The sequence below is a fragment of the Flavobacterium rhizophilum genome (assembly GCF_046000485.1).
Classification (GTDB): domain Bacteria; phylum Bacteroidota; class Bacteroidia; order Flavobacteriales; family Flavobacteriaceae; genus Flavobacterium; species Flavobacterium rhizophilum.
Map to the genome: position 1 here is coordinate 190,641 of NZ_JBELQB010000007.1, position 24,479 is coordinate 215,119.

A 24,479-nucleotide genomic window follows, 5' to 3' on the forward strand; every position below is an offset into this window, starting at 1 on the left:
CCTGCCAAAATTCAACGATTTTGTATTTTTGCAATATGGCAAAACTCATTAACCTAAAGACATTTAAAGAATTTTTTAATTCTTCATCAGGAGGGGGTATTATCCTCCTTATTTGTGTAGTAATATCACTGGCAATCGCAAATAGCCCTTTAGCTTGGGGCTTTGAAAAATTCCTGCACACCGTAGTAGGGTTTAAAACCGAAAGTATAGATCTGGATTTCTCGGTTATCCACTGGATAAACGACGGACTTATGGCTATATTCTTCCTTTTGGTAGGACTTGAAATCAAAAGGGAAATTATAGAGGGAGAACTTTCTTCCATCCGCCACGCTTCGTTACCTGTACTTGCAGCCATTGGTGGTGTAGTTGTACCGGCAACAATATATTCGTTATTTAACGCTGGCACCCCTGCTGTTCACGGATGGGGTATACCTATGGCTACCGATATTGCTTTTGCTTTAGGTATTGTTTCATTACTGGGAGATAAAGTACCTAGCGGACTAAAAGTTTTCCTTGCTGCACTAGCAATTGTAGACGACCTTATGGCTATTTTGGTTATTGCCATTTTCTATACCTCTAACCTACACTTAGACTACCTTATATATGCAGCAGGTGTTTATGCTATTATGATAGGCTTTAACCGCATGCGACTTCATAATATATTCTTTTACATCATTCCGGGTATGGTAATGTGGTACCTAATACACCACTCAGGCATCCATGCAACTATTGCAGGGGTTCTTACAGCATTAACACTACCTACTACTCCTGATGACAAAGAATCTCCGCTTGAAAAACTGGAGCACGCACTGGCTAAACCGGTAAACTTTTTAATCATGCCTATTTTTGCCATCGCTAATACCAATATCACTTTTGTAGACGGAATGGTAGAAGGGCTTACAGGTAATGTAGGTTTAGGTATTGTATTAGGACTGTTTTTAGGTAAGCCGATAGGGATTTTCCTTATGTCCTTCATTTCGGTTAAAGCTAAGATCGCCGAACTCCCTGAAAAAACAACCTGGACTCACGTACTGGGATTAGGAATGCTGGGAGGTATTGGCTTCACCATGTCTATATTTATTGCCCTACTATCATTTAAGGATAGCGTACCACTGCAAACCGAAGCTAAGTTTGCCGTATTAGTAGCATCTGTATGCTCTGGTATAATAGGATTTGCATTACTTAACTTCTACAGTAAAAAGAAAAAGAAAGAGGCTATACCTCAACAGGCATAAATAAAAAAGGAGAGTTTTAAAACTCTCCTTTTTTATTTTTTATTTCTTCCTGAATATCTCAACATTCTTGACCGACAATCGTTCATTTAACCAGTTTCTGAGTTTTACTTTCTCCTCATCACTCAGGTCCTCCTCCGGTGTTTCATACAATACTGCTGTTATACCTACAATACTGTCTTTTGCAGTAGCCATATCATGATGCGAAACCGAGAATGACTTTATGTTAGGAAATAGCGATTTGGCTTCCCTTAAAAACCTCTTATTATCAAAAGTATTAGCGGCAATTTGTTTTTCCAGCTGAACAATTTTTAAATCCTTTTGGCTCACCTCATTCTCATTGCTTTTAATCTGTTTAAGAATATCCCCTTTCAAAACATTAAACCTATCGGTACTGTCCTGCCTTATAATAAGCTCTGTACCTTTTATATACTTATTATTATCTATCCTTTCCTGTAAACCTGTTATTTCTTTCTTTTCAAATCTTTTATCCAAAAAAGCCAACTCCAGTTTTTTTGGTGTAGTGCTAAATCGGGTTTTTTTATACACAACAGTATACCCCCTATCGGAAAATTCGTTTTCAATAAAATTATCTATACTCTTTTTAAACTGCTGCTCCATATATAAAGAATAAGCCAGATAACTTGCCGGAAGAAGCATTATAAAGGTTAATATAGATATAATCATCTTTACCCTTTTTTGTTGTTTCTCGTCTACCTGCTTTTTTGGTTGATACTTTAGATATTTAATAATCGAAAAAGTAGCTATACCAATAAACACACAATTAATGCAATACAAATAGAAAGCCCCAAGAAAAAACGACCATTGGAAAGTCGCTAAACCATACCCTGCAGTACATAATGGCGGCATTAACGCTGTTGCGATTGCTACACCCGGTATTGGATTACCCTTCTCTACCCTTGTTACCGCTATCACACCTACTAAACCACCAAAAAAGGCTATTATAATATCGTAAATGGTAGGTGCTGTTCTTGCTAAAAGCTCTGACTGTCCGTCTTTAAAAGGGGTTATTAAAAAGTATATAGCCGAAAAAACTAAACCTACAGCTGTAGCATTTAATAAGTTTCTTAATGATCTTTTTAAAAGCGTAAAGTCATAAACCCCCAGTGCAAAACCAGCCCCTACTATAGGACCCATTAACGGAGATATTAACATGGCTCCAATCACTACTGCGGTGGAGTTTACATTTAATCCTACCGAAGCTATAATAATAGCACAGGCTAAAATCCAAAGATTTGCTCCTTTAAACTCAATATTCTTTTTAATGCTTTCAAGAATTTTTTCCCTGTTATCCTCTCCTTCATGAAGATTTAGTATTGCCGATATTCTTCTCATTAATTGTAGTTAGTTTTGCTAAAAGTAAAATAACCATTACTTATATCATAGATAAATAATGGTTATTGCAATTTATTACTTATTGTAGAATAAAAGCAGGCTATTTATGAAAAAAGCATCCCTTTTATTCTTTTGCTTAAAGTTTGCATCACATCTGTAGGATAGGATCTTTTACCCATAAATACATCGGTCATAGCTTCAAATGATCTTTGTCCGTACTTTTTCATAAACAGGTTTCTTATTTTAGGCTGACTGTATAAAAATTTAGAAAGCATTAAACCGGTTTTTATCTCAGGTAACATCTTCTCATTAAGCTTAGCCAAATAAAGCTCTTCGGCCGTTTTACTATCAAAATCACTTTCAATTATAGCCTCTGCAACCAGCAAACCACTATAAATCGAATTAGAGATACCTTCGGCTGTAACCGGATCAGCAAAACCGGCAGCATCACCCACTAAAAATACATTATTCTTTACAAAACCATCTGTTCGTGGTGATACAGGTATTTGAAATCCATGTTGGGACTCTGTAATTACCTGTTCTATACCTAATGTTACAAGATAATCCTGATACCACTGCTTAAGGTTTATTTTTGTCCTTTTACTGGAAGCTACCCCGATAGATAAATGATTTTTTTTAGGAAAGCTCCATGCATACCCTCCCGGAATAGCATCAATGTCAAATCGTACCGTTTTAGACAGTCTTTCAAAATCAGCTTCATAAACCTCTACCTCATATTCCAGCGCCGGTATTAACTTCCTAGTATCTTTATCCCATCCCGCCATTTTTGCGGTAGGACTCAAAGCACCATCAGCAGCTATAACAAACCTCGCAGTAATTTCTTCTACTGTAGTAGACAAAACCACCTTATCATCTTCGTTTCTTAACCCGTTAAGCTTACAGTTATCAATAACTATCCCTCCTTTTTCTGTAACTTTTTTTACAAGAAACTCATCAAAAGTATCACGCATTACCATACTTATAACTGGTTCATCCCTGTTGGTTATAAGATGGAATTCATTACCGATTAAAATATCTACCTGAGAGAACTCCTTTTCTACCACCTCACTAATATCAAATGGCAACATTTTACGCCCCCTGTACACAAAGCCTCCTCCACAGGTTTTATATCGTGGTAATTTTTCTTTTTCAATAACAGCCACCGACAATCCTTTTTCTGCCAGTTTAAACGCCGCACCGGCTCCCGCAGGCCCACTACCTACCACTACAACATCAAAATATTTCATTAACAAGAAATTATATGTAAGTTTAATCTTATTTTTACTGTAAAATTACTACTTTTATTTTTTCACAAAAATACCAACTATATTACAGAGAAATGATATTATTTTGAATAGTTGTTTAACTTTTTAAAAAAATATCTGAAATTTAAATATTAATTTTTTCTTAAAAAAAAATGTTTCACTATATTAGCAACTGCTAACCAGTAAGTTATATGAACACCCCACTTGAAATAGTAGCAGGAGCTCTGCTCCTAATGATCTTTCTTATATACATCATAAATAAAATACCGATGTATAGACAGGAAAGGCTTGAACTGCTCACTAAATACAGGAGAACACAAAATACTTTTCTTAAAGTACAGGACTCCTTAAGCGATTACATACTTACACATGACGCTATTGAAGAGCCTATACTTCCCGGCATTAGCTGTGGCGAGTACCTGCATCAAATGAAAAAAGAATATTCCCAAAACCTTTCAAAACCCTTATTGCTTAAAATAAGAAGGTGTAACAACAGGAGAGTGATTAACAAAATCAACTCCATGTTAAACGAACAGAGTAACAAGATTAAAAGAACTAACGATTTAATAAGTGAGTTGCAAAAAAAAAGCTCTGATAACTCAGAGCTTTGTGTGGTGTAATTTTACTTCTTAATCCAGTTTTACTTTAGGATTTGGATTTGCAATGATGTTTGAGGTATCATAACCTCCAAACTTTTTCATGTAGCTTCTTAACGAAGTTCCAAAACCATCTTTAAAACCTTGTGTACCGTTACTTCTAAGGTATTTTTTAACCGATCCTGCCCCTCCTAAATGAGCTGCGGCAAGTAATCCTGATTCGGTAATTTTAACCCCGTTGATTACTTTTCCTTCGTAACGTTTAATCTCTTTTCTCAACTCCCACTTATTTTTAGAAAGTAATGCTTTGAAAGCTCGTTCCTGTAGTTGGGGGCTGTTCAGGAACTTTTTAGTATCTCTAATCCCTACAGCTCTAAGGGCACTTTTACCAAACTGGTATTTTCCCATATAGCCAAAAGGGTTTACTAATTTATAAAGTCCCTGCGACTCTTTAATGGCTATCGCCTGTTTAAAGCCAATATACGACTTCCCTGTGAACGGAAAGTTATAATTTATCTTGGCTGTCTCATCAACCGTTGGCACGGTATAGTTAGTAATTTCATCTTCGGCAAGGTGAAAACCTTCTATTCTGCCAAATTGTTTTGCATCGTTAGTTTTAAATCCAGAACTTACTACTGCAATAAAAAGGGATAACCCTAAAAAATAACTCCATTTTTTTATCATAAATGTTGATTTCTCACAGTCTGTCACCCCGTGAAATTTCTCGGCGGCAAAGATAACAAAAATTATTAGATTGATTTACAATAATTTAACCCTTTGCTTTAAATTTAACATTAGATTTGCTGGTTTGATTAAGACAGAATTTTCTGTAACACCTGCAAACACTAGTGTTAAGGAAAAACCATACCAAACTGTTTTTAAGAGAATATTTTTTTTGATTTTTAACTAATAATTAACCCCGAAAACGTTTTATTGCTTTCGGGGTTTTATGTTTTAAACCGATAAAGTATGGTTATTTAATTCCCATTTTGTTTACCCAGGCTACATATTTTTGTCTGTTTTTGGCATGTTGCGCACCTGTAACCGCAAATTCATGATAACCAAAATTAGTTACACTTGCACAAAAATAAATGTAATTATGTTGTTCCGGGTTTAGTACCGCATCTATAGCAGATATATCGGGCATAGCTATAGGCCCCGGTGGTATACCGGCATACATATAAGTATTATATGGAGAATCGGTCTCAAGGTGTTTAAAATACACGCGCTTAATAACCTGCTCATAATCGCCTGATTCTCTTTTCACAGCATAAATAACCGTAGGATCAGCCTCCAGTTTCATCCCTTTTTTAAGTCTGTTTAAGTAAACTCCCGCTACTCTTGGTCTTTCATCTGCCTTTACAGTTTCTTTATGCACTATTGAAGCCAGTGCCGAAACCTCCAGCGGTGTAAGCCCTAAAGCTTCTGCTTTTGCGAGTCTGTCCTTATTCCAAAACTTCCTGTACTCCTTTGCCATCCTTTCGCGGAACTTGTTCGGGCTAACATCCCAAAAGAATTCATAGGTATTAGGAATAAACATGCTTAACACATTGTCTTCATTAAAACCGTTATCTTCTAAAAATTTCTTATCAGTAAAGGCATTATATAAGGCAAGACTATCAGGCTCTATCTGTTGTGCTATCCTTCCCACTACATCAGGAAGTGTTTCCTGATTATTAAACGATAACTTTACAGGAACCGGCTGGCGTAATGAGTTTATTATCTCATTACTGTTCATACCTCTTCTAAAAAAAAACTTACCTGCTCTAACATTCCTTACGTAGGATTTCTTTTCGGCCACCATCCTAAAGCGCTCCATATCTTCAATATAAGGCTTTACAATTGCTTCAACCTCTTCATAAGTAGAATTGGTTGGTACGTATATCGCTACGCTGTTTTCGGAGAAAGCGGTATTAGGCGAAAAAATATCCTTATAAATAGAATAGGCATATATACTGGCTGCGGTAATAGCCACAAGGGAGAATATCCCTATTATTTTTCTTAGTTTCAATGTAAATAACTTATTATTGTTTGTTTATTAACTGATACAGGGCTTCGTCTTTAAACTGATTATTTATTCTGTTCCAGTCTTTTTTAACCCCTATCTGTTTGAAGCCAAAATTAGTAAAAAGAGAAATACTTGCTGTATTATCTGTATCAATATTTGCATATAACTGATGCAATTGCAATTTACTGAATGCATAGTTAATAAGTAAACCTAACGCTTCCTTACCCACGCCTTTATTTCGGTTTTCGGCATCTCGTATTATAATACCAATACCTGCCCTTTGGTTCACTGGGTCAAAATCAAACAAATCTATAAGTCCTAAAGCTGTAAAACCTTCTTTCTCACAAATGGCAAGCCTTAGCTGTTTTGCCTCATAAATGTCCTGATGGGCATTTTCAAGATACTGGCGTATCAAAAAACGACTGTATGGGGTTTGGGTATTACTTACTTCCCAAACTTCTTCATTATTCTCAATACTGTATATAAACTCAAGGTCCTCCGGTTCGAGAGCCCTTAAAAATACATTATCTCCCTGAAGTGTTACCATTCTATCTCTCCTTTAAATACAAATGTTGCAGGCCCGGTAAGGAACACATCATTAAAACGATCTCCCTCGTGCTTAAATGAAACCTTAAGCTCACCACCCTGGGTGTTAAGGGTTACTTCGTTAGCATTTGTTTTCCCTGTTACATTCATAGCTATTGCTACTGCCGTTACTCCGGTTCCGCAGGAAAGTGTTTCATCTTCCACTCCCCTTTCGTAAGTACGAACGTCAAAAGTGTTTTCTCCAACCGGACTAACAAAGTTTACGTTAGATCCCTTATCACCATAAAGTCCGCTGTAACGAATGGATGAACCTACTTTTTTCACATCAAAAGTATCAAGTCCCTCTACAATTTCCACATGGTGTGGCGATCCTGTATCCATAAATACATAATGCTCGTATATAGATACCGAATTAACATCCTTCATTTGTAATGAAACAATACCTTTATCATTAACCGTTGCATAGTGTAAACCATCGGTTGCTATAAAGTTGGCCTCATCGTCAATTACGCCCAGCATTTTTGCAAATGCTACAAGGCACCTTCCTCCGTTACCACACATAGAGCTTTCATTTCCGTCGGAGTTATAATACACCATACGAAAATCAACATCTTTATCGTTCTCTAATAAAATGAGGCCATCGGCCCCAATGCCAAATTTGCGGTCACACAGTCTGGCAACGAGTTTGGTATCATTTTTGGGAAATAAATTATTGCGATTATCAATCATCACAAAGTCATTACCGGTTCCCTGATATTTGTAAAAGGTGTATTGCATTTTTTACAGGTATTTTGACAAAAATACGAATATTAACGACAACAGGAAAGGCTGATTCTCGCTTATGTAACACAATAAATTTTTACCACAAAAATTAAAAAAACTGTTAAGGATTATGAAAAGAATTTCAGGTTTATTCCTTATGGCACTTTTAAGTGGTGCCATAACCTTAGGAGCTTACAAACTGGTGTTTGACAAAAATGCACCGGTTGGTTCTGAATTATCTGTAGCTCCTTCGCAAACAAATTTTGCTAAAAATGTTAATTACCTGCCGGAAACAGGCGACTTTACCGCTGCGGCAGACAAAGCTGTACACACTGTTGTACACGTCAAGAATGTTTCCTACAGCACAGCCCCGTCTAATCCATATAGCTATTTCTTTGGCTACGGGCAAAGGGAAGCACAACCACAGATAGGTACGGGATCGGGTGTTATTATTACCGAAGACGGTTATATTGTTACCAATAATCACGTAGTTCAAAATGCCAGTGAGCTTGAGGTAACACTAAACAATAATAAGTCATACAAGGCTAAACTGGTAGGAACCGACTCAAATATGGATATTGCCCTACTTAAAATTGATGCCGACGAGAAACTGCCTTTTGCCACTTTTGGCAATTCAGATGATATTAAGGTAGGCGAATGGGTATTGGCCGTAGGTAACCCCTACAATCTTACCTCTACCGTTACTGCCGGTATTGTTTCAGCAAAGGCACGTAACCTTAGTAACGACGGTATACAGTCGTTCATACAAACCGATGCTGCCGTAAACCCGGGTAACAGCGGTGGGGCACTGGTAAATACCAGAGGCGAACTTGTAGGCATTAACACCATGATTTCATCAATGACGGGATCGTATGTAGGATACTCTTTTGCTGTACCTTCAAACATCACCCGTAAGATTATTGAAGATATTATGGAGTACGGTAATGTACAGCGTGGTGTACTGGGTGTAAAAGGTGGCGAACTGAACAGCTATGCGTCAAAAGAACTTGGTGTTAGGGAAACACAGGGCTTTTACATTAATGATGTTATTAAAGATTCGGGCGCTGAAAAGGCCGGACTTAAAAAAGGTGACATTATTGTGAAGGTAGATGAACGCACTATAAATAGCTTTGCCGATTTAAACAACGCTATCGGAACAAAACGCCCTAATGACGTGGTGAATGTAGGCATTCATCGTGACGGAGAATTACTTACCCTCCCGGTTAAGCTTTCTAAAAATGACATCAATACGTTTAAATACAACGGTCTTGAGCTGGAAGATATAAGCAATGGCGAAAAACAACAGTATAAAATAAACTATGGTGTTAAGGTTAAGGAAATTAACGACGAAAGCCTTATGCCATACTACAATGAACTTAAAGACGGAATTATTTTAAGCATTGGTAACTACAAAGCAAAAGATATTGAAACCGTTTCTAAAATTCTTTCTTCTAAAAAAGCTAACGAAAGGGTTCGTGTAGAAATGATTACTAAAAGCGGAGAACTGGTTAGGTTCCTGATTTAATTATCTCCCAACTAAATAAAAATCAGCCTCTGTTTATTACAGGGGCTTTTTTTTGTTTACTTAAATACAACCCTCACATAACAGTAATCAAACAACACCTGAGTTAATTTTGTACAAACCAAAAACATGAAGAAAAAAGTACTCAGGAAAACAGAAACATTCCTTCACTTTCTAACAACTGCCATAATCTTAGTTAAAGGATATGACCAGCTAACAAAACAAATTTTCTTCCCTGCTTTTATACTTCTTAGTTTCGGCCTTCTGGTTTTGGTAATAATGTTGTTATGGCGTCCGCTACGAATAAAGCCAAAAGAAGCCAGAAGATCCTGCTACTTTATAGAAGCTCCGGCCCTGCTGGTAATATCTTATGTAGTTTATCTTGAAGGACGACACACGGTTCCCTATATTTTTTTGATTGCCGCATTTCTCTATCCGGCTATGGGATTTATCTCTTCAAAAAAATGGAAAAAAATCAACAAACAGCATTTTTAGGCTTTTGTCATAAAAATCAAATCTTTCATCATAAAAATCCACTTTTACGATAAAAGTTTAACATCATAGTTTATTTTTGTTTTAACTATTTAAAAACTACTAAACTATGATAAAAAAATACGCTGCTGTTTTATGCTGTTTTGTTGCGCTTACCGTTTGCCATAATGCAAACTCTCAGGACAAAAAAAACAGGCAAAAAGCTTATTTTGGCAAAACCTTGCCGGCAGACACAAACGGACACATACCGTGTGTAGCCGACGAGTACCAAAACTATTTAAAGAAAACACACACTACCCTGCAATCGCGAGAGGAGTTTGAAATTAATATGGCTGCTAAAATTGACGCTTCCAAAAATAATTTTCAGTTAAAAAACACTAATACGGTAATCACACTACCTGTTGTTGTACACGTTATTCACAACGGGGATGCTATAGGAACTGATGAAAATATTACCGATGATCAGATAATTACGCAAATACAGGTGCTTAACGAGGACTTCAGGAAAATGCTGGACACACCCGGGTATAATGACCACCCAGATGGTGCCGACATGGAAATAGAGTTTTGCCTTGCACAAAGAGATCCCGGAGGAAGCCCAACCACAGGTATTGAACATATCAACCTTGGCAGAGCAAGCTGGAACAACTTTGAGGATATTGATTTAATACTTAAAGCCGAAACTCAATGGGACCCTGAACGTTATCTTAATATATGGGTTTGCAAAATGGGAGGCGAAATGAGTGGCGTTGGCGGTTATGCTTACTACCCTGAACTATCAGGTCTTGAAGGCCTTGAAGGAGCTGAAGGTTTTGCAGAAATTGATGGTGTTATCCTTTCTTATCAGTGCATGGGGAGCAACGACCTTTATCCCGAAGGTGATTACATTTTCGGGCGTGATAAAGGCAGGAGCGCTACCCACGAGGTAGGGCACTTTTTCGGACTTATACATATATGGGGAAATGAAGACAGTTGTGATGCAACTGATTTTTGTGATGATACTCCTCCGGTAGTTGGGCTTCACTTCTCCTGTGCAGAAGTAGACACCTGTACAGAAGATGTAAAGAGTGACATGATTGAAAATCATATGGATTATACACTGGATGAGTGTAAAAATGTTTTTACTAACGACCAGAAAACACGTGTATGGACCGTACTCGAAAATTCACCAAGACGTATGTCGCTCGCAACCTCAAACAGCTGCATTTATCCTGAAGATGTTGAATTTGACGGCTCTCTTAATATAGACAATATAGAAATGGCATGTTCGGGTCCGTTTAGCATCCAACTGACATTAACCAATATAGGTAGCGCTACAATGACCGAAGCTACTATAAGCTATACTATTGATAGCGAAACAACTCAAACGTACACATGGACAGGTGAACTGGCAACAAATGAATCTGAACAGGTTACCATAACCGGATTAAACTCAACTGCTGGTTCTCATACCCTCTTTGCCGATGTGGCTACGGTTAACGGTAATGCCGATGTTTATGAATTTAACGACACCAAAGACAAAGACTTTGTTGTTGCAGACAACCAAAGCTATGTAACCGAAACCGTAACCCTTACACTACAAAATGATATATGGGGAAGCGAAGTTAGCTGGGAACTTAAAAACGGAGAGGGAGATATACTTTACAGTGGAGGGCCTTATGAAGATACCGATGAAATGCCGGGAGCAATTATTCAGTCATTTAATGTAAACACCGACGAATGCTACCTGTTTACTATTAAAGATGCTTTTGGTGATGGAATTTGCTGCTTATCCGGCGACGGGTACTACACTCTTACAATAGATGACAATAACGAAATAGCATCAAACGGAGATTATGGCTTCAGTGAATCTGTTGGCTTTACTATTGCAGAAGAACTTAACACAAATGATTTTGTTCTACAGGGAATAGGCATATACCCTAACCCAACGAGCGACAAGCTTTATATCACATCAAAACAATCTCTTGATGCTGAATACACTATTTACAACAACCTGGGTCAGATAATTAATAAAGGTAGCGTTTACCTAAACGGACAAGTCGAGATCAATACAGGCAGCTTGAGTGAGGGCATATATTTTATAAAAATAACATCTGGCGAACAGTCCAAAACATTTAAACTGATAAAGCAATAAATACGAAAGGGACGCTAATGCGTCCCTTTCTCCTTAAACATTAATCAACTATATTTATTGCTTCACCACTTTAATAGTAGATGAAGCGTCTACAGTGATCACTTTAACCATATAAGTACCGGCTGTTAATTGAGACATATCTAACTGTACCTCATTTTGAGCGTACGATTTCTCAATTACCCTTTGCCCTACCAGGTTATACACCTCTATACCTGTAATAGTATTAGTGTAAGACATGTTAAGCACATTGCTTACCGGGTTAGGATAGTACTTAAATGTTCCAAAAGCAAAACTTTCGTTACCTAAAATTACACCTACTGCAAACGGCGCACTTTCACAACCATCTACAGTTTGTGTTATATAATATGTTGCATCAGCATCTATAATCGTTTCTCCTGCAAGAGCATTTTCTCCTGCAAGAGCATCTTCTTCAGAAGCATACCAATTAATCACAGCTCCTTCTTCAGTTTCAACTTCAATTTCAGTCAGTGTTGGGTATAATAAATCAGGATCTGCTTCAAAAGACTGCTCTGACACACCTGTAGGTGCAGATACCACAGTAACCATAGCCATAACAGCGGTTCTCATTTCACTTTCACAACCACCATCAGGAACTTGTGCCGCATAATAAGTAGCTCCATCCACAAGAGCATCTGTTTCGGCAAGCATATCACCATCTTCAGCGGCGTTATACCATACTACTGTATCGCCTTCGGCCATTAGATCGGCCACTACACCCGATGAGCAGAAATACTGCACAACATCAGCAACAGGCGCTTCAGTACCACAGGTAATATTTAGCAGGTAATCTTCAACCTGCCCGTAACCCACTGCATCTTCACTTGAACAAGGATCTGAAGTATAAGCACCATATGATTTAAAAACTCTCATAACAGCTATTCCGGTCATAGCATCAGCCGGGATTGCAATAGTCCCTGTAACCTGCTGTCCGTCTTCACCGGTAGAAGTATCTAAAAATCCTATTTCAAAGCTTTCACCTTCATCAGTAAAGTCTCCGTTATGATTAAAATCAATAAATACGGTTAAATAGTTTTCATAAGATCCGTTTGTATTTCCCTCTACAACAACACTATACTCTTCCCCTAAAGAAACTTCTCCGGGAGCCATACCTGTAAAGTCCTCCATACCCGGGCTACTTGTGTCTACTGAGGATGAGTTTTCTATACCTGCAAACTCTACATAAGTTATAGGCTCTGTACCATTATAAAAATCTACATCACAATAGCACGGCATACCACTTTGAACCACCTGTACAGGAGTACTGGTCGCCGACTCATCACTATCAGTACATGTAACTACAGCACGATACCATGTAGTCTCTGTTTGTGTAGCACTATAGGTTGCCATATCACCTCCTTCAGCCACATCAGTAAATGTTTCGCCATCGGTAGAGTACTGCCACTGATAAGCCAAACCTGAAGCCGAATAAGCAGGAGACAGTGACAGGCTAATATCAGCTGTATCACAAGCATAAACTGTTGAAGAAACAGTATCAGCAGCATCTGGAGTTCCTGTACAAACAGGTAAATCCTGTATTACAGAAAAACTGTCAATAATAATATAGAAATCGTTTGAAGTATCTCCAATCTGAGCAAGGATTTTCACAAAAACCTCTTCACCCTCATCAGGAGTAAATGTTACTGTTTGTGTAGCACAATCGGCAGATTCTATATGATTATCAGGATCAATGGTGTGTATTAGTGTAAAAGGTCCGGTTTCAGAAGTAGAATAATAAAATTCTATACTACCCCAGTTGTCCGCGTTTGCTGTAGGAATTGTAGGATCTACAAAGCCAGCATAATCCATAATTTTATATTCGAAAGACAGAGTTGTTTCATAACCATTTGAAACCCCTAAAGATGGTGAAACAATTTCAGCCTCGGTAAAATCACTATAAAGGTTTGTCACAAAAGAGAGATCTCCTTCACAGGGAACAAGACTGTAGTAGTCAAAATCATAACTATCCCAGTCATAAAGATAATCTTCAAAATTGTCATTATAATCTATTTGGGCATATGTCTTACCGGAATAAGAAAGCATTGCACAAAAAGAAAAAACATAAAAAATTAAGTGTAGGTGTGTTTTCATATTAATTATTTTAATGTTAGTACCTAAATATACTACAAAAATTAATTAAAAAGTTATGAAAATACCATTATTAGACGATTAGCATTCATTTTTCACGATTTGACAAAAAATTCTCACTAACACAAAATCACTTTTTAACTATTACTTAACACAAACTGGACAAATACATCGTTTTCGTAACAATAGTTATAGTATAATATTTATAATTTCAATAATTATCATCGTTTTAACTCAATTATTGATTTTTTAAAAATAAATGAAAAACATTGAAAAAAATTTTTACGAAAACGTTTGAAATATATATTTTTGCAATCAAATAACACACTAAACTATTTTCTATCTTCATGAACAATAATGTTTTATACGAGAAAGAATTATCCTTCCAGGCAGACAGACGCAGGGCAGGTGTAGAATTTATCAAAATCGTTAGCGACCTTTGGTACGACAAGTCAATAGAACTGGTACTTTTCAGAAACCAGCTTATTGACCGTAACGTTAGCGACATTATTAACCTGCATGAATATGCCGGAGAATTTGTACAGAAACCAATAAATATTTTTGATTCTGTTGAGATAGCAAGGGCGATACAGTCGCTAGACCTTCCTCCTTCACGTATTGACATTGGGAAACTTACATACGAGTACCATATTGAAGACAATAAGTATAACGATGCAAAAGCATTTGTTATAGACAAACTAAAAGATGCTAAACAAAGTAAAAACATCCAACCTAAAGATGTTGTTCTTTATGGTTTCGGACGTATAGGCCGTCTTTTAGCAAGAGAAATGATGTCTAAAATAGGTAAAGGAAACCAACTTCGCCTAAGAGCCATTGTTACCAGAGATAAAAACGATGCAGTACTTTTAGAAAAGAGAGCTTCTCTTTTACGTTGTGACTCTATCCACGGTGATTTCCAGGGATCGGTTATAGCAGATCATGAAAATAACGCCCTTATCATAAACGGCACTACCGTTCACATGATTACGGCAAACGCACCGGAAGATATTGATTATACTGAATATGGTATTGAAAGTGCATTAGTAATTGACAATACAGGTGCATTTACAAACGAAGAAGCCCTTAAGCGTCACTTAACCTCTAAAGGGGTAGAGAAAGTATTATTAACCGCTCCGGGTAAAGGTGTTCCAAACATTGTTTATGGTGTTAACCACAATGAGTATAACCCTGAAGAAGTAGATATTTACTCTGCCGCTTCATGTACTACTAACGCCATTACACCTATCCTTAAAGCTGTAGAAGATACTTTAGGAGTAGTAAAAGGCCACCTTGAAACTATTCATGCTTACACTAACGACCAAAATCTTGTAGACAACATGCACAAGAAATACCGTCGTGGTAGAGCTGCTGCCCTTAACATGGTAATTACAGAAACAGGTGCAGGTAGCGCTGTTGCAAAAGCACTACCATCACTTGCAGGAAAGCTTACATCAAATGCTATTCGTGTACCGGTACCAAACGGATCACTTGTAGTACTTAACCTTGAGGTTGAAAAACCAACAACGGTTGAAGAGATTAACAACACTATGAAACATTATGCTCTTGAAGGACAACTTGTAGAGCAAATTAAATATTCTTTAAACAATGAACTTGTTTCGTCTGATATTGTTGGGACTTCTGCCCCTTCAATCTACGACAGCAATGCAACAATTGTATCTGCAGACGGCAAGAACATTGTATTATATGTATGGTATGATAACGAATATGGTTACAGCCACCAGGTAATTCGCCTGGCTAAATACATAGCTCAAGTAAGGAGGTACACTTATTATTAATAGATGCGGACAGCTGCGGAAACGCAACTGGAAAAGCCGACCCAAAAGGTCGGTTTTTTTTATGTCTATACTTTTTAAAACAATCAAATCAGGACATAAAAAAACTCCCGTGCATTGCACGGGAGTTTTATATTTATAATCGTAACCTTACTATTAAGCGTTTGAAGCCGCAGCAATAAGGTTAAGAGCAGAACCAGCTACAAACCAGCCAATTTGACCTTCGTTGTATGAGTGGTTAGCCATAATTACATCTTTAGATCCGTCTTTGTGAATAACCTCAAGAGTAAGTTGCTTGTTAGGAGCAAACTCTTTAAGATCTACAAAGTTGAAAGTATCACCTTCCTGGATTTTATCATAATCAGCCTCGTTAGCAAAAGTTAACGCAAGCATACCTTGTTTTTTAAGGTTAGTTTCGTGAATACGGGCAAACGATTTTACAAGTACCGCCCTAACACCAAGGTGTCTTGGCTCCATTGCAGCATGCTCACGTGAAGAACCTTCACCATAGTTATGGTCACCCACTACTACTGTAGGAACATTTGCAGCTTTATAAGCACGTTGTACCGCAGGTACAGCATCATACTCCCCTGTTAGTTCGTTTTTAACTGAGTTTGTCTTCATATTGAAAGCATTCACAGCACCAATTAACATGTTGTTAGAGATGTTATCAAGGTGACCACGGAAACGTAACCAAGGACCAGCCATAGAAATGTGGTCTGTAGTACATTTACCAAATGCTTTGATAAGAAGTTTTGCACCAGTGATGTTCTCACCATCCCATGGCTGGAACGGAGCAAGAAGCTCTAAACGCTCTGAAGTAGGGCTTACAATAACCTCTACACCACTACCGTCTATAGACGGAGCCTGATAACCTGGATCTTCAGCATCAAAACCTTTTGGAGGAAGCTCATTACCTGTTGGCTCATCAAGCATTACCTCTTCACCGTCTTCATTAATTAACTTATCTGTTAACGGGTTAAAACCAAGATCACCTGCAATTGCAAGAGCAGTTACAAGTTCCGGAGAACCAACAAATGCTAATGTATTAGGGTTACCATCGGCACGTTTAGAGAAGTTTCTGTTAAAAGAGTGAACAATAGTATTTCTTTCTTCTTTCTCAGCACCTTCACGATCCCACATACCAATACATGGTCCGCAGGCATTAGCGAATACAGTAGCACCAATCTTATCGAAAGTATCAATAAATCCGTCACGTTCTATAGTATAGCGAACTACCTCAGAACCCGGAGTAATTGTAAACTTAGCTTTAGTTTTAAGTTTCTTTTCAGCAACCTGCTTAGCAAGAGAAGCCGAACGTGAAATATCTTCGTAAGAAGAGTTAGTACAAGAGCCTATAAGTCCTACCTGTACCTGTAAAGGCCAGTCGTTTTTAACCGCCTCTTCTCTCATTTTAGAGATAGGAGTAGCTAAATCCGGAGTAAAAGGACCGTTTAAGTGTGGCTCAAGCTCAGAAAGGTTAATTTCAATTACTTCATCAAAATACTGCTCTGGGTTAGCATAAACCTCTGCATCAGCAGTAAGATAATCAGCAACTTCAGCAGCAGCATCAGCAACATCAGCTCTGTTTGTAGCTCTCAGGTAACGATCCATAGACTCATCATAACCAAATGTAGAAGTAGTAGCACCTACCTCTGCACCCATGTTACAAATAGTACCTTTACCCGTACAAGACATAGCCTTAGCACCTTCACCAAAATATTCTATAACAGCACCCGTACCACCTTTTACAGTAAGGATACCGGCAACTTTTAAGATTACATCTTTAGGTGCAGTCCAACCAGATAGCTTACCGGTTAACTTAACACCAATTAATTTAGGGAATTTAAGCTCCCATGCCATACCAGACATAACATCTACAGCATCAGCACCACCTACACCAATTGCAAGCATACCTAAACCACCTGCGTTTACAGTATGAGAATCGGTACCAATCATCATACCTCCAGGGAATGCATAGTTCTCTAAAACAACCTGGTGAATAATACCAGCTCCCGGTTTCCAGAAACCAATACCATATTTATCTGATACAGATGATAAAAAGTCAAAAACTTCATTACTTTGCTCTTTAGCACGTTTTAAGTCGGTTTTTGCATCAATTTTAGCCTGGATAAGGTGATCACAATGTACAGTTGTAGGAACTGCTACTTTGTTTTTCCCTGCATGCATAAACTGAAGCAAAGCCATTTGTGCAGTAGCATCCTGGCAGGCAACTCTGTCCGGAGCAAAATCCACATAGTCCTTACCTCTTGTAAAAGCCTGTGAAGGCACACCTTCCCATAAGTGGGAATATAAAATCTTTTCAGAAAGTGTAAGAGGACGACCTACAAGATCACGTGCTTTATCTACACGCTCTGCCATGTTCTCATACACCTTTTTGATCATTTCAATATCAAAAGCCATAATAAGTATATTAATGTTCGTTTGTAAAAAGTGTGTAAATTTACTGATTATTGCAGCAATTAAAAAATTTTTATTGATTGATTAATTTGCAGCAATTATTATTTATAAACATTCTATAATACTGCACATATCTCAATAAAATTAAGAAGTTAACCCAAATATTTAAGAATTCTTAATTTTTTCACTCTATATTGACAATTCCTAAAAAAACAATCCTAATCCATAAAAAAAAGCCACTCTCTGCACAGGAGAATGGCTTTTTATAAGCTAAATAAAACTTTATTAATAAGTTATAGTCAACTCGTTTTCATTATACTTTGTTTCTGCTACGGCATACTTATAAATCATTCCCGTTGCAGCTATAAACGCTATACCAAACAAAACTGTTCCCGATACAAAATGCATTACAGAACCTGTTTCACGGTAATTTTCAAAAACATTTACCAACATATATACAGAAAACAAAGTAAGCACATTACCATAGACAAGTCCTAATACTTTATGCTTATAAAAAATCTGCAAAAAGACAAGCCAGGTAATTAAAAGGGCAACATAATTATTATAACTGTTAGTATAATAATCATTAATAATCGTAAAAGCTCCCAATCCTATATAATAGAATTCAGGAAATGTTTTTAATAGTTTTTTCATATTTATACAGATGCACCGTAAATATAAAATATATAACGAGACTATTCCATATTGATTATAAAAAAATACAAACTATTTATTAACAATTTAGTAACATTTTCGACTTTTTACAGAATTTCTGACAAAACTAGCCCTAAATAAAAAAAGCTGTTTTTAAAACAGCTTTTTAATTATCATCTCTTCGGTTATACCTTCGGCATCTGCCTTATAATTTTTTATTATCCTATGCCTCAAAATCCCTGTTGCAACAGCCTGTACATCTTCTATATCCGGGGAATACTTTCCGTTTAAAGCCGAATGTGTTTTTGCTGCCAGTATAAGGTTTTGTGAAGCTCTTGGCCCTGCTCCCCAATCAAGGTAGTTATTAACATAATCATCTGCCATACCACTACCAGGCCTTGTTTTACCTACCAGTCGAACCGCATACTCAATAACATTATCTGCTACAGGTATCCTTCTGATAAGGTGTTGGAAATCTAAAATTTCCTGAGCTGTAAACAATGGATTTATCTGCTGTGTAGTGTCTGCCGTAGTACTTTTAACTACCTGAACCTCTTCTTCAAAAGTAGGATAATCAAGCTTTATGGCAAACATAAAACGGTCTAACTGCGCCTCAGGTAACGGATAGGTTCCCTCCTGCTCTATTGGATTTTGTGTAGCCAACACAAAGTAAGGTAACGACAGTTTGTAATGATGCCCTGCAACGGTTACCGCTTTCTCCTGCATTGCCTCTAACAGGGCTGCCTGAGTTTTAGGCGGTGTACGGTTTATCTCATCGGCTAATATAATGTTGGAGAAAATAGGACCTTTAATAAATTTAAACTGTCTGTTTTCATCGAGTATCTCACTTCCTAATATGTCTGACGGCATTAAATCAGGGGTAAACTGTATACGTTTAAACTCCAACCCTAAGGCTTGGGAAATCGTATTAACCATAAGGGTTTTTGCTAATCCCGGCACACCAACTAAAAGGGCATGCCCCCCGGCAAAAATGCTAAGTACAATTTGATTAACAACTTCTTCCTGGCCTACAATTATTTTTGCAATTTCCTTTTTTAGCTCAGCTTGTTTCTGAACTAAATTTTGTATCGCTGCTACGTCTGACATAATTGGTTAATGGTTTCGAATTAAAAACGGGAATTCCCTTACTCCAAACTTAAAAATATTTTTAAAGTAAACCTAAAATTCCCACAGAATAAGATTACTTATTTTTTAACCCAGTGATTAGCAAACTTACAGTCCTGATACTCTTTAGCTACCTTTATGTAAGTTTCCTTAATTTTTTCTTCAGACCATTCTCCAATTATCTGAATTTGTTTTTCCTTAAGTGCCAGTTCTTTAATTTTAAGGTAATCCTGAGCAAAGTCAGCCTTATGTTCCGGGTAACGAGTAGCAACAGTCATTATTTTAAAAACCTTACCGGTTCTTGGATCATCTTCAAGCAATGGCTGGGTTATCTCACCTTCTTTAAGATCGTACACGGCACTGTAAAGTTCTGACGGAAGTTTTGTAAGCTCAAAACGGGTTTCCAGCGTTCTTGGGTTCATTAGAAGTCCGCCGCTGTTTCTGGTTTCCTTTTCGTCCGACTCAGACTTTGCTGCATCGGCAAATGATATTTCTCCGCTTAAAATTCTTTGTCTTATATTCTCGATTTTCTTTTTTGCTGCTGCCTCAGACTCCTTAGAAACCTTAGGCTTCATAAGAATATGTCTTACATCAATTTCCTGACCTCTGATTTTCTCTACATAAATAAGGTGGTAACCGAATTCAGTTTCTACCGGATCTGATATTTCACCTTCATCCAAACTAAAGGCAGCATCCTTAAACTCTTTTACAAAAGCTGTTTTTCTGGTCATTTTATAAAAACCTCCCGACGATCTTGACCCCGGGTCTTCAGAATAAAGTACAGCTTTACTGTAAAAACTTGCCCCTCCCTCAACTTCTTTCTTAATTTCCTTTAAACGATCTATTATCTTTTGTTTTTCTTCCTGAGATATTTCAGGCTTCACTACAATTTGAGCAATCTCAACCTCGGCACCAAACTGAGGTATTTCATCTCCTTTAAATTTAGAGAAGAATATTTTTACCTCTTCAGGAGTTACCTCTACCTCATCAATAATCTTTTTCTGCATTTGCTCTGTAAGCTTCTGATTCTTGATCATTTCAAAAAGCTCCTCCTTAAACGACGGAAGATCTCTTTTTTTGAAATATTCAACCATACGCTGCTCAGAACCTAACTGCTCTACAAAGTAATCTATTTGTTGCTGCATTCTTTCGTTAACCTCAACATCACTTACAATGATACTATCCTGTATAGCATGGTGAGCATACAGCTTATCTTCCATAAGTTTGCCCAACAGCTCGCAACGGGTAATATCTTTAACAGATACTTCCTGAGCCTGAAGCTCCTTATACATCATATCGATATCAGAATCAAGCACTACAAAATCACCAACAACAGCCACAATACCGTCTACCTTTAACTTACCTGTTGGAGCTTTTGGCTTTACTGTGTCCTGCACCGGCTCATCTTTAATTATTTCCTGAGCACTCACACTTCCAATAACCATACAACTGGTTACAAGAAACAAAGCCAGTTTGCTATTTATAAATTTCATAGTCTTTATTTTTAATCGCATCATCCGTTATATCTTTTTCGAATTTCTTTATTAACTCAAACTTCCTGCCGTTTATTATAAGCTGCTCTAAAGTTGGCCTTATATACTCATACGGGGAAATTTCATTTTTACCTAACACTTTAGACACCTTTACCAAATACACATCTGTAGAGTCGGGGTACTGATAAGACATATTACTACTTATATATGTATCCCTGTTCTCAGGAGTTATAAAAGGCAGTTTTCTGTATACCTGATTCATATCTACCCACGTTGTATCGTTAAAAGCATAACTTTTAAATTGTATTGCTATATCACTTAACGCCTTTACATCTGCTTTCTTATTACTCGAAAATTTTTCTTTTATCGATGCAAATTTAGGATGATCTTTTAATAAGTGTATGTATTTAAGCTTAACAAGTGTACCGGTAGTCCTGAAGTTTTCTTTATTGGCATCATAGTACGCCTTAAGCTCGGTATCTGCCACTACAGTATCTACACTTCGTTTTACCAGCTCCTCTATATACGCCTTAGTATATAAATCAATTTTATACTGCCTTACCAGTTCATTAAACTCTTCCTGCTTTTCTGCACCAAGGTTAAGTTCTGCCGCATTATAAAGTAGTTTTTGAGTAGCCCATCTGTCAATATAACTTTTCACAATAGCTACACTATCCTCTTTTGAGGTTCCTGCCGGTACGAGCTTACTAATTTCCTCTTCATACAAATACGAATCGTTAACCCTTGCAACAGCATGTGGCTTTGCCTCTTTTTGAAAATAATTACAGGATACGGCTAATCCTGCCAGTAAAAACAATACTGCTTTTTTAATCATTACTGGTTAAGCTGTTTTTTTATTTTTTCAAAAACATCTTTATTTATCTTAACGGTAAACTCTTTTTTAAGAGTATCTACCCAAGTGCTCTCAAGATATTGCTGATAATCGTTTACCACGCGCCCTCTGCACTCATCAAGTGTTTTAGTAGTAGCAGGTAAAATCTTATTTACTTTAATAACATAATAGTAGTCGCCTTTACTAACCACATCACTTATACCTGTTTCCCACTTATCAAGAACAGGTAGCATCTCATCATCCTGAGCAAACACACCCGATCTTTCTATTACATTTATTTTACCGTTAGTATTAAGTTCCTCTTTTATAAAAGCAATGTCTTTACCTTTTTTAAGAAGTTTTCTTGCTTTTTCAATAGTCTTTTTATCTGTAGAAGAAATAACCTCGGCATTAACCCTGTTACCCCATCTGTATTCGTTAAGATGAGCGTTGTAATAGTTTCTTAGCCCTATCGTATCTTTTTTAGCTTTATCCCATATCTCTTTCTCCATTAAATCAAACAGCAACAGTCCGTCTTTGTACTCCTGCATTACACCTGCAAACTCCGGAAATTCATTTTCCAGATTTTCATCATAATACTCGTTTAGCTTTTCATTGCTGAATTTCTCATATAAAATAGATACAAGCCTGTTAAGAGGTTTGGCTTTAATACCTCCTTTTTGCTCTTTATTTATGTATTCCAGAAAATCCCAAGCCTTTATTTCTTTATCATTATTTATAGTCAATAAAGTTTTATTAAAGTTATCTGCACTTTCAGGTAGCTTCCAGTCAGTAACATAGTAAGAATCATTTACAGCCGTAAGTACCTTAGAATACATTTTTTTATCGGTATCCATAGGGTATTTTTTCTTAAGCTTTTCTGTCATAGCCTCTGCAATAACAGATGAACGGTCGTCTTTAGCTACTCTTGCCTCTAAATCCTCTTTGCTTTCTTCAAAAGTAAGTAATGGGAATTTTTTAACCAGTTTAACAATATGCCAACCGTATTGTGTTTCAAAAGGCTCGGTATAATCACCAGGCACCTCTAGCGCAAACGCTCTGTTCTCAAACTCTTCTGAGCTTAATGATCCTGAGCTGAACTTTTCAAGCACACCTCCTTTTGTAGCTGTATAACCATCCTGAGAGAATTGCTTCGCCAGTTCACCAAAATCTTCTCCCTGTCTTAACTTTTGGTATATCTCCTCAGCACGGGTTTTTACTTTTGCTTTTTCTTCCTCAGAGGCATTATCTTTTGATTTAAGCAACATTATATGGGCTACTATAATATCTCCCCTGTTTTGCCTAACATCTTCAACTTTTATAATATGATAACCAAAACGGCTTCTTATCGGCATTGACACCTCACCCTTCGGAGTAGTATAGGCTCCTGTTTCAAACGGATAAACCATTCTGAAAGCAGAGAAGTACCCTAGTTCACCTTTATCGGTTTTTGCAGCAGGAATATCTTCAGAATATTGTTGTGCAAGCTTACCAAAATCTTCACCAGCAAGAGCCTTGGCCCTTATTTCCATTGCTTTATTGTAAACCCTTAAAGTATCTGCAGGTAAAGCATTTTCGTCCAGTTTGAATAAAATGTGCGAGGCTTTTACTTCTTTTTGAAGTCTGTTATAAGCTTCCTCCACCAGTTCATCTGTCACCTCTTTATCAAGATGATAGTTTTTAGAAAGCTGCTCACGGTAGTTTTTAAGCTCCAACTGATACTTCCTGTTGTCCTGAAGTCCCAGTTCGTAAGCCCTGTTTACTTTAAGCTTATAACCAATAAAAAGATTAAGGTAGTTATCTAAGTCTTTTTGCGAGTCGTCTTTTACTAAATCAAGGTTTTTGTTATAAACCCTCACAAACTCGTCTGTATAATAAGGATTTTCATTTATGGTAAACAACACCTCTTTTTTTGTTTGTTGGGCAAACGAAAGTGCCGATACACACAATGAAATCCCCAGAAGAACCTTTTTTAATTTCATTATTAAATAGTTTGTAACACTGTAATACGGTTAAGTAAACGCAACGGAGATAAAAAAATTATACTTCGTTGCTTTTTTGCAACCAACAAAAATAACAATTCGCGAACATTTAACAACATTATTTGTGTTAATCCGCCAAAAACAAACAAGGGCACCCCAT

At 37.1% G+C, this 24,479-nt stretch carries 19 protein-coding genes; 6 read left to right on the forward strand and 13 right to left on the reverse strand.

Annotated features, from left to right (window positions below):
- The first annotated feature begins 35 nt into the window (after positions 1–35).
- Entirely contained in the window at positions 36–1,235 is a 1,200-nt protein-coding gene (gene nhaA / locus ABS768_RS11095; protein WP_408075031.1) for a Na+/H+ antiporter NhaA, read from the forward strand.
- Positions 1,236–1,274: 39 nt separating this feature from the next.
- On the opposite strand, the gene ABS768_RS11100 is transcribed toward nhaA, so the two are convergent.
- Together ABS768_RS11100 and ABS768_RS11105 are read right to left on the reverse strand one after the other, a co-directional pair.
- Positions 1,275–2,588, reverse strand: a complete 1,314-nt coding sequence (locus ABS768_RS11100) for a TIGR00341 family protein (protein ID WP_408075032.1) — start codon at positions 2,586–2,588, stop codon at positions 1,275–1,277.
- 104 nt (positions 2,589–2,692) lie between these two features.
- A complete protein-coding gene (locus ABS768_RS11105) occupies positions 2,693–3,835 on the reverse strand; it encodes an NAD(P)/FAD-dependent oxidoreductase (protein WP_408075033.1) in 1,143 nt (380 codons plus the stop codon).
- A 209-nt stretch (positions 3,836–4,044) separates the two neighbouring features.
- Here ABS768_RS11105 and ABS768_RS11110 point away from each other — a divergent pair, with 209 nt between their 5' ends.
- Positions 4,045–4,473: a hypothetical protein gene (locus ABS768_RS11110; protein ID WP_408075034.1), complete on the forward strand. Its 429-nt coding sequence runs from the start codon at positions 4,045–4,047 to the stop codon at positions 4,471–4,473.
- 9 nt (positions 4,474–4,482) lie between these two features.
- On the opposite strand, the gene ABS768_RS11115 is transcribed toward ABS768_RS11110, so the two are convergent.
- The 4 genes from ABS768_RS11115 to dapF form a co-directional block, all read right to left on the reverse strand.
- The gene (locus ABS768_RS11115) at positions 4,483–5,133 is read right to left on the reverse strand and encodes a peptidoglycan-binding protein LysM (RefSeq protein WP_408075035.1); all 651 of its coding nucleotides are present in this window, start codon (positions 5,131–5,133) and stop codon (positions 4,483–4,485) included.
- Positions 5,134–5,422: 289 nt separating this feature from the next.
- Complete coding sequence (gene mltG / locus ABS768_RS11120; protein ID WP_408075036.1) at positions 5,423–6,460, reverse strand: endolytic transglycosylase MltG; 1,038 nt, start codon at positions 6,458–6,460, stop codon at positions 5,423–5,425.
- Positions 6,461–6,473: 13 nt separating this feature from the next.
- Complete coding sequence (locus ABS768_RS11125) at positions 6,474–7,004, reverse strand: GNAT family N-acetyltransferase (protein ID WP_408075037.1); 531 nt, start codon at positions 7,002–7,004, stop codon at positions 6,474–6,476.
- Entirely contained in the window at positions 6,998–7,780 is a 783-nt protein-coding gene (dapF, locus tag ABS768_RS11130; RefSeq protein ID WP_408075038.1) for a diaminopimelate epimerase, read from the reverse strand. Before dapF ends, ABS768_RS11125 begins: the two co-directional genes overlap by 7 nt.
- A 115-nt stretch (positions 7,781–7,895) precedes the next feature.
- On the opposite strand from dapF, the gene ABS768_RS11135 reads away from it, so the two are divergent.
- The 3 genes from ABS768_RS11135 (at position 7,896) to ABS768_RS11145 (ending at position 11,913) form a co-directional block, all read left to right on the forward strand.
- The gene (locus ABS768_RS11135; RefSeq protein ID WP_408075039.1) at positions 7,896–9,290 is read left to right on the forward strand and encodes a Do family serine endopeptidase; all 1,395 of its coding nucleotides are present in this window, start codon (positions 7,896–7,898) and stop codon (positions 9,288–9,290) included.
- Between the two features lie 126 nt (positions 9,291–9,416).
- Complete coding sequence (locus tag ABS768_RS11140; RefSeq protein WP_408075040.1) at positions 9,417–9,782, forward strand: hypothetical protein; 366 nt, start codon at positions 9,417–9,419, stop codon at positions 9,780–9,782.
- 106 nt (positions 9,783–9,888) lie between these two features.
- On the forward strand, positions 9,889–11,913 hold the full coding sequence (locus tag ABS768_RS11145) for a M43 family zinc metalloprotease (RefSeq protein WP_408075041.1): 2,025 nt from the start codon (positions 9,889–9,891) through the stop codon (positions 11,911–11,913).
- Between the two features lie 54 nt (positions 11,914–11,967).
- On the opposite strand, the gene ABS768_RS11150 is transcribed toward ABS768_RS11145, so the two are convergent.
- The gene (locus ABS768_RS11150) at positions 11,968–14,022 is read right to left on the reverse strand and encodes a GEVED domain-containing protein (RefSeq protein ID WP_408075042.1); all 2,055 of its coding nucleotides are present in this window, start codon (positions 14,020–14,022) and stop codon (positions 11,968–11,970) included.
- 344 nt (positions 14,023–14,366) lie between these two features.
- On the opposite strand from ABS768_RS11150, the gene ABS768_RS11155 reads away from it, so the two are divergent.
- Positions 14,367–15,815: a glyceraldehyde-3-phosphate dehydrogenase gene (locus tag ABS768_RS11155; RefSeq protein ID WP_408075043.1), complete on the forward strand. Its 1,449-nt coding sequence runs from the start codon at positions 14,367–14,369 to the stop codon at positions 15,813–15,815.
- A 153-nt stretch (positions 15,816–15,968) separates the two neighbouring features.
- On the opposite strand, the gene ABS768_RS11160 is transcribed toward ABS768_RS11155, so the two are convergent.
- From ABS768_RS11160 to ABS768_RS11185, 6 genes are all read right to left on the reverse strand, one after another.
- Entirely contained in the window at positions 15,969–18,236 is a 2,268-nt protein-coding gene (locus ABS768_RS11160; protein WP_408075044.1) for an aconitate hydratase, read from the reverse strand.
- 282 nt (positions 18,237–18,518) lie between these two features.
- Complete coding sequence (locus ABS768_RS11165; protein ID WP_408075045.1) at positions 18,519–18,887, reverse strand: hypothetical protein; 369 nt, start codon at positions 18,885–18,887, stop codon at positions 18,519–18,521.
- 153 nt (positions 18,888–19,040) lie between these two features.
- Complete coding sequence (locus ABS768_RS11170) at positions 19,041–19,994, reverse strand: AAA family ATPase (RefSeq protein WP_408075046.1); 954 nt, start codon at positions 19,992–19,994, stop codon at positions 19,041–19,043.
- A gap of 98 nt (positions 19,995–20,092) precedes the next feature.
- Positions 20,093–21,505 (reverse strand): peptidylprolyl isomerase, encoded by a 1,413-nt coding sequence (locus tag ABS768_RS11175; protein ID WP_408075047.1) that lies wholly within the window; start codon positions 21,503–21,505, stop codon positions 20,093–20,095.
- Positions 21,489–22,340 (reverse strand): hypothetical protein, encoded by an 852-nt coding sequence (locus ABS768_RS11180; protein ID WP_408075048.1) that lies wholly within the window; start codon positions 22,338–22,340, stop codon positions 21,489–21,491. Before ABS768_RS11180 ends, ABS768_RS11175 begins: the two co-directional genes overlap by 17 nt.
- Positions 22,340–24,319, reverse strand: a complete 1,980-nt coding sequence (locus ABS768_RS11185) for a peptidylprolyl isomerase (protein WP_408075049.1) — start codon at positions 24,317–24,319, stop codon at positions 22,340–22,342. Before ABS768_RS11185 ends, ABS768_RS11180 begins: the two co-directional genes overlap by 1 nt.
- Positions 24,320–24,479: the final 160 nt, after the last annotated feature.